10 protein-coding genes are annotated in these 11,868 nt (G+C 32.8%); 3 read left to right on the top strand and 7 right to left on the bottom strand.

Annotated features, from left to right (window positions below):
- Nucleotides 1-76 precede the first annotated feature (76 nt).
- From A2255_09960 to A2255_09940, 5 genes are all read right to left on the bottom strand, one after another.
- Nucleotides 77-1,807 carry a proline--tRNA ligase gene (locus A2255_09960; protein ID OGI21998.1) on the bottom strand — a complete coding sequence of 577 codons (1,731 nt, stop codon included), beginning with the start codon at nt 1,805-1,807 and terminating at the stop codon, nt 77-79.
- A gap of 139 nt (nt 1,808-1,946) precedes the next feature.
- A complete protein-coding gene (locus A2255_09955) occupies nt 1,947-2,849 on the bottom strand; it encodes a hypothetical protein (protein ID OGI21997.1) in 903 nt (300 codons plus the stop codon).
- A gap of 205 nt (nt 2,850-3,054) precedes the next feature.
- Nucleotides 3,055-4,122, bottom strand: a complete 1,068-nt coding sequence (locus A2255_09950; protein OGI22000.1) for a 4-hydroxy-3-methylbut-2-en-1-yl diphosphate synthase — start codon at nt 4,120-4,122, stop codon at nt 3,055-3,057.
- A gap of 59 nt (nt 4,123-4,181) precedes the next feature.
- Complete coding sequence (locus A2255_09945) at nt 4,182-4,616, bottom strand: deoxyuridine 5'-triphosphate nucleotidohydrolase (protein OGI21999.1); 435 nt, start codon at nt 4,614-4,616, stop codon at nt 4,182-4,184.
- A gap of 151 nt (nt 4,617-4,767) precedes the next feature.
- Nucleotides 4,768-6,021 (bottom strand): hypothetical protein, encoded by a 1,254-nt coding sequence (locus A2255_09940; protein OGI21996.1) that lies wholly within the window; start codon nt 6,019-6,021, stop codon nt 4,768-4,770.
- Nucleotides 6,022-6,384: 363 nt separating this feature from the next.
- On the opposite strand from A2255_09940, the gene A2255_09935 reads away from it, so the two are divergent.
- The 3 genes from A2255_09935 to A2255_09925 all read left to right on the top strand — a co-directional run bounded on the left by A2255_09935 (nt 6,385) and on the right by A2255_09925 (nt 8,608).
- The gene (locus A2255_09935; GenBank protein ID OGI21995.1) at nt 6,385-7,299 is read left to right on the top strand and encodes a hypothetical protein; all 915 of its coding nucleotides are present in this window, start codon (nt 6,385-6,387) and stop codon (nt 7,297-7,299) included.
- 235 nt (nt 7,300-7,534) lie between these two features.
- The gene (locus A2255_09930; protein OGI21994.1) at nt 7,535-7,777 is read left to right on the top strand and encodes a hypothetical protein; all 243 of its coding nucleotides are present in this window, start codon (nt 7,535-7,537) and stop codon (nt 7,775-7,777) included.
- A 6-nt stretch (nt 7,778-7,783) separates the two neighbouring features.
- Nucleotides 7,784-8,608, top strand: a complete 825-nt coding sequence (locus A2255_09925) for a hypothetical protein (protein ID OGI21993.1) — start codon at nt 7,784-7,786, stop codon at nt 8,606-8,608.
- Between the two features lie 237 nt (nt 8,609-8,845).
- Here A2255_09925 and A2255_09920 read toward each other — a convergent pair whose 3' ends face one another.
- Together A2255_09920 and A2255_09915 are read right to left on the bottom strand one after the other, a co-directional pair.
- Nucleotides 8,846-9,736 carry a glycine--tRNA ligase subunit alpha gene (locus A2255_09920; GenBank protein ID OGI21992.1) on the bottom strand — a complete coding sequence of 297 codons (891 nt, stop codon included), beginning with the start codon at nt 9,734-9,736 and terminating at the stop codon, nt 8,846-8,848.
- A gap of 455 nt (nt 9,737-10,191) precedes the next feature.
- Entirely contained in the window at nt 10,192-11,424 is a 1,233-nt protein-coding gene (locus A2255_09915; protein OGI21991.1) for a hypothetical protein, read from the bottom strand.
- Between the last annotated feature and the right edge of the window lie 444 nt (nt 11,425-11,868).

The raw sequence follows: 11,868 nt of genomic DNA, 5'->3' as shown, positions 1-11,868 counted from the left end.
TTCTTCAAGACGTAAGGACTAGATGTTTGTTCTATTGATTTAATGAATCACACTACTAGTTAAATTTTTAGGTTATCTATTCTAATTCAGCTTTAATTAAGCTTATAACTTTTTCTACAACTTCTTCTTTAGCAATTTTAATTTGTTCACCGGTTGATCGAACTTTTATCTCTACTAAACCTTCATTAATAGTTTTTCCAACAGTTATTCTAATAGGAAAACCTATTAAGTCAGCATCTTTAAACTTAACTCCAGCTCTTTCACCTCTATCATCGAGAACAACCTCTATTTTATTTTTATTTAGCTCGTTATAAAAATCATTAGCCACTTCCCACTGTAAGTTATCCTGGACATTAACAGGAACTATAGCAACTTGATAAGGGGCTATAGCCATTGGCCATTGTATACCGTTTTCATCATGATATCTCTCGATAGCAGCTGCTGCTGTTCTTGAAACACCAATTCCATAGCAACCCATTATGAAAGGTTTTTCTCTACCATTTTCATCAGTAAAAGTAGCATTCATTTTTTCAGAGTATTTGGTTCCAAGTTTAAATATGTTACCTACTTCAATACCTTTTGTTATTTCAAGCTTGCCATCACATTTTGGACATAACTCTCCAGCTTGAGCAAGACGGGTATCAGCGATAACCTTTGTTAAATTAACGTCCTGATCCCAATTTGCTCCAACAAGATGCTTATCTGTTTTATTTATGCCAACTATGAAATTTTTAAGATCAGTAATACTGCAATCGCCAATTACTTTAACATCAATACCATTTGGGCCTATAAATCCTGAAGCAACATCAAATCCGAATTTTCTTGTTAATTCCTTAACTTCTTCATCACTTGCAATTCTAATGTCATTGCCCTCAAGAGCATTTTTCAATTTAGTTTCTTCTACAGCCAGATCTCCCCTTATCAGAGCAAGAACTGGTTGGTCATCAACTATATAAACCAAGGTTTTACATATTGTTGATTGAGGAACATTGAAGAATTGCGATAATTCTTCTATAGTTCTAACATTTGGAGTATCAACTTCTTTTGACTCAGCAAATCCACCATTAGTCTCTGCCGGGAGTAATCTTGATTCTGCTCTGTTTGAATTTGCTGCATAATCACAACTATCACAGTATAAAACATCATTTTCGCCACTTTCAGTTCTGGTTAAAACCATAAATTCGTGACTGACGTTTCCTCCAATTGCCCCGCTGTCACTTTGCACCATTCTTGTTTCAAGACCACATCTGAGGAATATTCTTGTATATGCTTCTATCATTTTATTATATGATTCATCAAGACCAGCTTCACTGGCATCAAAACTGTAAGCATCTTTCATTATGAATTCTCTGCCTCTTAAAAGACCAAAGCGTGGTCTAATTTCATCTCTAAACTTGCTTTGAATCTGATATAAATTAACAGGAAGTTGTCTATAGGACTTAATTTCATCTCTTGCAAGAGCCGTAATAATTTCCTCATGGGTTGGCCCTAGAGCAAGAACTCTTTCATGCCTATCTTTTAATCTCATTAGTTCTTTTCCATAGGCTTCCCATCTTCCGGATTCTCTCCACAATTCTTCCGGCTGTAAAATTGGCAGAAGCAGTTCCTGAGCTCCTGATTTATCCATTTCTTCCCTGACTATATCCTCAATCTTTTTTAAGACTCTCCACATCAACGGTAAAAATGAATAAACACCACTTGTCAGTCTTCTTATATATCCAGATCTTACTAATAATTGATGACTTACCACTTCTGCATCTGCAGGATTTTCTCTTAAAGTAGTTACAAATAAAGTTGACATTTTCATAGGTGAAAAACCTCTTCAAATATAGTTAATACCATTTGCAATGCTAATGATATCATAAATATAATATTGTCTCGACAAGTTTTAATGTTAGCTATAGTCACATAAATAGAGCATACTTATTGTTTATTCTGTCATTTTATTAATTCTTAGCTGAAACAATTCCTATATTTTTAACTTTCTTTTGTGCTTTATCCACCAGCAAAACAAAATCTGTATAGTTATAAAAAACATATTTCGAGTTCATGGGCTCTATTTTATAATTAGATCCGTATAACTTAAGGGCCTCTTGCAAAGTTAAACTTTGTGGAACCAGATTTATCCAGCTAAGTAAGCCACTATTAAAAACAACTACCACTTTTTTATAGTAAGTTTTAGCTTTTCCAAGCTCATTATCGAGAGTATAAATAGAAATTTTATCAAACTTATCCTTTTTAAAAGCTTCTAAATCAGGATATTTAGCTTGAAAGTCTATTTCTAGAGTAATTCCGGGCTTTAAATTAAGAAAATTTGTCTTTCCTAAATCTTTTAATGAAGGAATCCCATTTATAACGGTTAATTTATGATTTTTTAAATCAGGAATATCGAAAATATTTATACTTTTTGCAGAAGTATGCTTCTTATCAGTAGCAATATTAAAGAAATCATAATCATAATAATCTAAGGTTTTACTGTAATTTGAATTAATATTACGTGGTTTACCATATAAGTCAATTATTTTAGACATTTCAATTTTATTAACAATACCAAAATCAATCCAATCCAGTTTTTTATCTCTAAATCCAACTCTTATTCTTTTATAAACCTCGTTACTAGTAGGCTCTGTGTTAATTATAATAATATTTTTATCGATACTTTCTGGTTTAGCATCAGGTATTAACTTAATGAAATCATCAACTGTAGTTGTCCCAAATTTTAATTTATCAAGCTTATATCCTGAAATATTGCGCCAATCAAGAACATTGTCAGGGAATTTGCAAGCAGAAACTAACACTACTGCTATCAATAAAACTATTATTTTGAGTTTTTTATGACAATTTTTCATCAAATAACTCTTTAACTTATTTATATTAATTATTATAGCGAATGTTTAAATGGAGTGCTTAATTTATTTTTGTCATGTATAAACTCAAGTTGCTGGCTATATAAATTTTTGCTTATAGATTGCCACGCAAGTATGATTATTTCTTAAAGTCACGATTTATGGCTCGCAATGACAGCGCGAAGCACCTCGCGACACACACGATTATTTAAGTAGCAACTTGAGTTATGTACAAATTTAATTCTTCCTCAAAAGCAGTTAATAATTCTGATTCAGGAACTTTTTTTATGATTTCACCTTTTTTGAAGATAAATCCTTCACCTATGCCGCCAGCAATGCCGATGTCTGCTGCTTTAGCTTCACCGGGACCATTAACGGCACAACCCATTACTGCTATTGTTATTGGAGTTTCAATATTTCTGAACTTTCCTTCTACCTTTTTAGCCAGATTAATAAGATCAATCTGACATCTGCCACAGGTTGGACAGCTTATTAGATTAATTCCTCTTTGCCTTAAGTTTAGAGCTTTCAGAATTTCATACCCAGCATAGACCTCTTCTATAGGATCGTCAGTCAGAGAAATTCTGATTGTATCTCCCATACCTTTAGCTAAAAGAGTTCCTATCCCAATAGACGATTTTACAAGGCCTGTTTTAAGTGTTCCAGCTTCCGTAACACCAAGGTGTAGTGGATAAGGAACAAGAGAAGCAATTTTTTCGTAAGCTTCTATCATTGTAGGAACACTACTGGATTTTAGAGAAATTTTCATTAAATCAAAATCAAGATCTTCAAGTATTTTAATGTGTCTCATAGCACTAATAACAAGACTATCAGCAATATCATCAGGATTATGAGAAAGATCTTTTTCTAGTGAACCAGAATTAACTCCTATTCTAATAGGAATTTCTCTAGCTTTAGCGAGTTTTATAACTTGCTCTACATACTCTTGTTTGCCTATATTACCAGGATTTAGTCTTAATGCATCGATCCCTTGATTTATAGACTCAATTGCAAGCCTATAATCAAAATGAATATCAGCAATAAGAGGAATTCTTATCTCTTTTTTGATGTTACCAATTGCTTCAGCAGCTTCTTTGTTTAAAACTGCAACACGAACAAGTTCACATCCGGCTTCAGTTAGCCTATTTATCTGATCAATAGTAGCTCTAACATCTCTAGTGTCAGTATTACACATAGATTGAACAGAAATAGGAGCATCTCCACCTATCTCTATATTGCCTATCCTGATTTTTTTAGTTTCTTTTCTTTTTATCATCATTATTTATTTTATCTTGAGATCCTTCATTGCTTTCAGAATGATAATAGAAGGATTTATTACCTGCCAGTTGAGCCAAACCCACCCGATGACCTTGCTGTCGCTGTTAGCTCTTCAATTTCTATAATATCTGCCTTTTGAACAGGAGCTATTATCATTTGAGCAATTCTGTCTCCCGGCTGAATCGTGTATGTTTCCTGAGAAAGATTTATCATCGGCACACACACTTCACCTCTATAGTCCTCATCTATAGTTCCAACGCAATTAACCAGGGTCATCCCATGCTTAATAGAAAGTCCTGACCTTGGTCTAATTTGGGCTTCAAAACCATGAGGAAGCTCAATAATTATTCCCGTTGGAATAAGTTTTCTTTCAAAAGGTTTAAATTCTACAGGTTCAGATATTGCAGCAGTTAAATCCATCCCAGCTGAACCCTGAGTCGCATATTCAGGTAAACTTATATTATGTTCAAGTCTTCTAACTTTTAATTTTATATTAGATTCCATATTTTAATTCCTATATTTCTCCCCTAGTAATACTCTGACATAAAAATAATGATGATTGTTGCAGGAGGGTGTGTTCTCGGAGGAACCTTGCCTGTCTAACAGGCACAGTAACGGAGAGAATATACCATCCTAAACCTCACTAACAAGACAGACTCAACTCCTTAGGCGCAAATTCATAAGGACATACCAACGATAACCCAAGATATTTGGTATCAAGCATATGTTTACTGAGTCTTTGAATATCATCCTGAGTTACTTTATCAATCGAATCACAAATTTCTTCAATCGTTAATACTTTATTGAAATACAGCTCTGCTCTACCGTTTTTACTCGCTCTATATTTAGTTGATTCTGATCCAATTAGCAAACTTCCTTTGAGTTGAAGCTTTGCCTGCTCAAATTCATTATTTGAGAGTCCTGATTCTCTTACTTTTTCAAATTCATCCAGAGTCAGTTTTATCACCTCATCCACATTTACAGGACTGGCACAGGCATATACCCCAAATATACCAGAAGAACGGTATAAAGCCTCATAAGTATTTATTGAATATACGAGACCTCTTTTCTCCCTTATTTCCTGAAACAACCTTGATGCCATGCCACCACCCAAACAAACATCTATAATGGCTGAAGTATAACGATCCTGATCTAAAATTGAAATTCCTTTTAAGCCAAAACAAATATGGGACTGTTCTATTTCTTTTTCGCAAATCTTAACCTCAGAATTAACTGTTGGAATTGGTAATTCTGGAGTTTTTATAGCTTCTTTATGCTGGCAAATAATTTCATTTAATTGATTCATAATAGTATCTTCATCAAAATTACCAGCTATAGAAACAATTATATTATTAGGAACATAATATTTATCAACAAAATCAATAATATCGTCCCTTGTAATTCCTGAAATACTTTCTTTTATTCCTGTAATAGGTTGAGATAAAGGATGTCCCTTCCAAAAAGACCTGATTAGAAGATCATGCACAAGCTCATCAGGTGTATCCTCATACATTTTGATTTCTTCTAATATAACTTGCCTTTCTAACTCAACATTTTTACCATCATAAACAGAATTAAAAACCATATCAAGAAGGACATCTAAGGCAACAGAAACCTGATTACTTAATACTTTAGCATAATAGCAAGTTGTCTCTTTCTCTGTAAAAGCATTTATACTTCCGCCTGTACACTCAATTGCCTGGACTATATGTTCAGAGGTCCTGTTTTGTGTTCCTTTAAAAACCATATGCTCTATGAAATGACATATGCCATTTAATTCGATTTTTTCTATCCCGGAGCCTACATCTATCCATACCATTACTGTTGAAGAGTAAGCTTCTGGCATATATTCAGTTATTACTCTTATTCCATTAGGCAATATCGTCTTTTTAATCATATTTAGTTTCACTTTTATAAATTTATTTCCTTTTATACTTTAACATAAAAGCCACTCATAAACACTTTAAAACCCTGTCTGCTTTTAAATCAGTTCTTAAATAACCCAAAAGCCTACTCAACTTGAATTGCTAATTAATTTTAGCCAAAATTCTCAAAAACCCACTCCTGCCACCCTAAAAGTGGGTAAAGGGTAAAACCCTTTACCAAATCTATATAATTTTTGAGAATTTTAATTCAGTTATATCAAGCTTTTTATTGATCTAGCAATTCAGGTTACTCAACTATTTTTAATATAGATAAATATCACTATATGTAATAAAATAATTAATTATATAAACACTTTAAATATGGAATTAAGAAGATGGAAGATAAAAATATAAATTTAAATAAAGAACAACTGGAAAAATTACTTCAGCTTGCAGGCGTAGACACTTCAGTAAATCAGGATACAAGCACCGTAACTCGTGCACTTATTGAACTTGAGAAAAAATTATCCCTGTCTCAATGTGCAAAAAGTGAAGTAGACTTAACTCATATTCCTTCTGTACTGATAATTGATGATCTTGAATTATCCATTTATCAGTTAAGTCTTCTTCTAACAAAGTCCGGATACAATGTTTACATAGCAAGAAATTTTGAAGAAGCACAAGATCAGTATAAAAAACGTCATTATCAATATGTGTTGCTAGATCTATTTATGCCAGAACCTGAGCATGGTTTAACATTGTTAGAAACCTTCAATGCTGCAGAAAAAACAAAGCAGGATAGTACGAAAATTATCGTAATTTCAGGAACTGATGATAAAAAATTAATTAGTGAGTGCTTCATAAAAGGTGCCAATGAATTTATAGAAAAAACCCCTGAATGGCACAAGAATATTCTTAGACATATCAGATTGCTTGAAGGCCAAAGACACGGCAACAATATGGAAATTGTTTCCAACATTGAAGATAAGGAAAGAAAGATTGTTTCCATAGAGGTTAACAATCTACATAGAGATTATGTAGCCCAGGAGCTTGAAAAAGAACTCTTAACACTTATAAACTCCGGTTACAACAATATCATAATTGACATGAAGAATGTATTTAACATTACTTCTAAAGGAATTAACACTTTGATTTCGGGTTTTAAAGTTTGTACCGAATATAATGGTTCATTTAAACTTTGTAATGTAAGAACATCAGTTAATGAAGCTTTATCTTATGTATTCCTGGATAATGCATTACAAATACATAAAAATAAAGAATCTGCCTTAAGTTCCTTTGATGACATTTAAAACAATAATTTGATTCAGATTTTTAACCAAGCAGGTTCTTACTTCTAAATAATTTTTATTTGTATAAGCTTAAAATTTCTACGACATAAGGATGAAATTTTAGGCTTACTATTAATTTTTATTAAGTTTATCAGATATAATTGAATAATAAATTATAAAAAACATGACATTAAGATTTTTAAAATTAAAATTATATCTAAATATCGCTGTCGTTGATTTTTGAAGGTAGGCAAATATGGTTCTAAATAATATTGCGAGTTTTGTTAACAGAGTATTTCAACCAGTCCAAACAAAAGCTATAACTCCTGTTAAAACAAATCAATCTTATAATCCCTTTACTTCCAGTCATTTTCTTAAATCAGATGACCAAACACAAAATACTTACGGAAAAAATACACCTGTACACGGCGGATTTTTTGCCGGTTACTACAATGGAAAGCCTAACATTGTAGGTACAAGGCTCTTTCTTGAGGTTTAAATATAAATGATTAATATATATATTTCTGCCGACATTGAAGGAGTGAATAATGTTGTTTATCCTCATCAGACCGAGGTTTCTGGTGGGGAATCATATTTTTTGGCGTTAAAACAACAACATGAAGAATTAAACCGGATAGTTGAAGGTTTACTAGAAGCTCAAGTTGATAAAATTACCATAAATGATGCTCATGGCACAATGGAAAATCTTCATATATCAAAACTTAGCCCTAAAATAGAGCTGATAAGCGGTAAACCTAAACCTGTTTCAATGTTATCAAATTTAGATGAATCCTATTCCTGTGTATTCTTTACCGGTTACCATGCAAAAGCCGGTTCTAAAAAAGGAGTTTTAGCTCATACTTTTTCTACAATTTTTAATTATATTAAACTAAATGGAAATCTGGTGGGAGAAATTGAGTTAAATGCAATATATGCAGGACATCTAGATATCCCTGTAGCCTTAGTCACAGGAGATGATGCAACTTGCAATGAAGCTAAAGATGTTTTAGGCAATATAAAGACAGTTTCCACTAAAACCGCAATATCAACTACGGCGGCAAAATGTAAATCTAATGAAGCATTATTTCAAGAATTGAAATCAGCAGCTTATGAAGCTGTAAAAAATCATCAGAATTGGGCTTTATATAAGAAAAATCCTTCATATGTAATAGAATTAGACTTTAGAGATAGAAAATTGGCAGATATTATTGAATTATTGCCGAATATTGAGAGAATATCTGCATCAACAGTAAAATTTGAATCTAATAACTATCAGGAAATTTATAAACTACTGCAATTTTTATCAGCAACTCTGTTTTATATCAAGTAAAGAGTAAGGAAAAATTCTTAATGGATGTCATGCCAAACTTGTTTCGGCATCTATTTAATATTCGCGCTAAGTTTATAAACAGGTTAGATCCCGGGTCAAGCCCGGGATGACTTTTCAACTATAATTTTATGCATAAAACTTTTTCTTGCTCACTTAAGATTAAATTTTTTGGAATAAGATTGCCTGTCAGAAGCACAAACCAATAATCAATGATTCTTGTATGTCAAAGAAAGATGATTATGCTAATGTCTTGGTTTTCTTAAGAAGTGGATAGCCCATTTCTTCTCTTTGAGCTACATAAAGCTTAGCTACACCTTCTGCCATTCTTCTAATTCTATTTATGTAATTAGTTCTTTCATCTTTACTTATAACGCCTCTTGCATCAAGGAGATTAAAAGAATGTGAGCATTTTAAAACATAATCATAAGAAGGGAGAACTAATTTGGCTTCTAAATTGTTGTTTGCTTCTTTATTATATAGATCAAACAGCTGGAATAGTATTTCAGGAGTTGCTACTTCAAAGTTATATTCTGATTGTTCAACCTCATTTTGATGATAAATATCGCCATATTTTAATGTATCATTCCATTGAACATCGAAAACACTGTCAACATTTTGTAAATACATAGCAATACGCTCAAGTCCATAAGTAAGCTCAAGTGCTACAGGCTTTACATCAATACCTCCAGCTTGCTGAAAGTATGTAAACTGAGTAACTTCCATGCCATCAAGCCAGAATTCCCAGCCTACACCCCAGGCTCCAAGAGTTGGAGATTCCCAGTTATCTTCAACAAATCTTATATCATGCTTGCTAAGATCAATTCCTAGATATTCAAGACTTCTTAAATACACACCCTGAGCATCTTCAGGTGATGGTTTTAATATAACCTGATACTGAAAATAGTGCTGAAGCCTATTTGGATTTTCCCCGTAACGACCATCGGTTGGACGTCTACAGGGCTCCACCATTGCAACGTTCCATGGCTCAGGGCCAAGTACTCTTAAAAATGTAGCCGGATTCATAGTACTTGCGCCTTTTTCTATATCATAAGGCTGTTGTATTACACAACCATAATTTGACCAATATTCGTTAAGTTTATGTATTAATTCTTGAAAAGTTAAACTCATTTTTTATCCTTTTAGTTCCTGAATACCATTATATTTTATAATAATTAGCCCTTTTTCTCAAATAGATTGTTAGCCAATAAACGGGTTACTTTAGTTACATCAATATGCTTGTTATTTAACATAAGCAAGATTACTAAAACTCTGCATAAAATTTATATATCTCTGCAAGAAAATAAATATAAAACACAAACTAAAAAACGCTAGTATATAATGACTTACGGATGTGAGAACGTCAATTAAAACTATTAGTGCCATTGTTTGAGCCCGCCCCGCCAAAGGCGGGTAAGGGCGAGTTTGGCACGGTGAACTTTATGAGAAAGGATTCAAGTTCTCAACAGCCGTAAATATCTGCTGGGTTTTTGTTTCTTTTTGGTGCTAACGCACGAATTTAAGTCCCCGCTAAAATAATCGAGGACTTAATGGTGCAGCTTGTAAATAAACCTCTTGAGAAACTGCTAATCTTTTGCAACACTTAATCCTGCAATATAGCCTGTTGACCAGCAGGCTTGAAGGTTAAAACCACCTGTAAATCCGTCTATATTTAGAACCTCTCCACAGAAATAAAGATTATTTACAAATTTTGATTCCATTGTTTTTGAGTTAACTTCATCAAGCTCAACTCCGCCTGCTGTTACAATTTCTTCTTCCGGTTCAGGGAATTTAACAGATAATTCTGCTTCTGTAAATAATTGGGTAATTATTTTCCTATCTTCTCTTGTTATCTGGCTTGCTTTTTTCTCCGAATCTATAAGTTCTATCCCAAGAAGTGTTGTAACAACTGACTTTGGAGCGTATTTTTTAAGTATATTCTCTATACTCTTTTTAGAATTTTCTTCTAATTCTTTTAAAAGGTCTTTATCAAACTCTTCTCTAGTCATATTTGGTGCAAAATTCAACTTTAATATAATTGGAGAACATTCATCGTAATCTAAGAACGCACAATAAGAGGAAACTTTAAAAACCAGAGGACCTGATATTCCCTTATGAGTGAAAACGAAGTCACCAACCGAGCTTATAATCTTATTTTTTTCAAAAAATGCTGTTATCCTGACATCCTTTAGAGATACACCTGCTAAACTTGAAGGCCATATTTCCTTCACTACAAAAGCTGTAAGAGACGGCTTTAACTTAGTTACTTTATGACCAAGATTTTCAGCAAAGTCATAACCTGAATTTGGAGGTCTTCTATAATTTCCCCCTGTTGAGATAATAATTTTATCATATTCAGTGGATTTATCTCCCGTATAAACTAAAAATCTGCTATCATTTCTCTCTATTCTTATAACTTGTGTATGGTTTTTTATTTTAATTCCGAGTTTTTCAGCTTCTTCAATAAGCATATTTCTAACATCATTAGCATCATTTGATTCTGGAAATACTCTATCATCTCCTTGAGTGTATAATTTGGCTCCATGTGACTCAAAAAAATCTATGGTTTCTTTAACACCAAACTTATTGAACACTGAATATAGAAATTTCTCGCCTCTTGGATAGTTTGCAGCAAGTTTTTTGTAGTCATAAGTAGCATTTGTTAAATTACATCTACCATGCCCTGTCCAGAGAAGCGTTTTTAGAACTTCACCTTTTTCTAATATATCAATATTTAAATTACCAGCTTTATTCTCAGCTGCTACTATTGCAGCCATAAAACCACCCGGTCCTCCACCTATTATTGCTATTTTAGTCATATTTATCCTATTAATTCTTTTACAAGTTTAAAATATACTACAAATTATACTATTCAAGTGGCTATTTGCATAAATTTTCAGTGTGAACTTCAGCCCACTCTATACACTACCACTATCAATACTTTGAGATTGTTTCGCAAGAATAATTAAAACAAGTTGTCATGTTAAATGGCTCACAATGACTATAACCTCCTTGAGATTATTTTTCAGAATGATAATAGTATTACTGGAATAATTGATGATTTAAATTTACTAATACTCTGTTAAATAAATTATGATGAGGAGTTAATTTCTTCCCTCGCTGTCCTCGGATGCTATGCATCCTGCGGAGGCTCCTCCAGAAACAAACTCCTCTCAGTTAATTTTACAAAGTATTAAACTTGAGTTGCTAAATAGGCAAATTTAGCTTCTGTATTAGATTATAAGCACAAAGTATAGAAAATA

Source organism: Candidatus Melainabacteria bacterium RIFOXYA2_FULL_32_9 (assembly GCA_001784615.1).
Classification (GTDB): Bacteria; Cyanobacteriota; Vampirovibrionia; order Gastranaerophilales; family UBA9579; genus UBA9579.
The sequence above is the reverse complement of the archived record's forward strand: the minus strand, read 5'-3'. Positions and strand labels throughout refer to the sequence as shown.

Coding starts and splice junctions, on each gene's coding strand:
- A2255_09935 (OGI21995.1), top strand. CDS start 6,385: ATGGAAGATAAAAATATAAATTTAAATAAAGAACAACTGGAAAAATTA.
- A2255_09915 (OGI21991.1), bottom strand. CDS start 11,424: ATGACTAAAATAGCAATAATAGGTGGAGGACCGGGTGGTTTTATGGCT.
- A2255_09960 (OGI21998.1), bottom strand. CDS start 1,807: ATGAAAATGTCAACTTTATTTGTAACTACTTTAAGAGAAAATCCTGCA.
- A2255_09920 (OGI21992.1), bottom strand. CDS start 9,736: ATGAGTTTAACTTTTCAAGAATTAATACATAAACTTAACGAATATTGG.
- A2255_09955 (OGI21997.1), bottom strand. CDS start 2,849: ATGAAAAATTGTCATAAAAAACTCAAAATAATAGTTTTATTGATAGCA.
- A2255_09950 (OGI22000.1), bottom strand. CDS start 4,122: ATGATAAAAAGAAAAGAAACTAAAAAAATCAGGATAGGCAATATAGAG.
- A2255_09925 (OGI21993.1), top strand. CDS start 7,784: ATGATTAATATATATATTTCTGCCGACATTGAAGGAGTGAATAATGTT.
- A2255_09940 (OGI21996.1), bottom strand. CDS start 6,021: ATGATTAAAAAGACGATATTGCCTAATGGAATAAGAGTAATAACTGAA.
- A2255_09930 (OGI21994.1), top strand. CDS start 7,535: ATGGTTCTAAATAATATTGCGAGTTTTGTTAACAGAGTATTTCAACCA.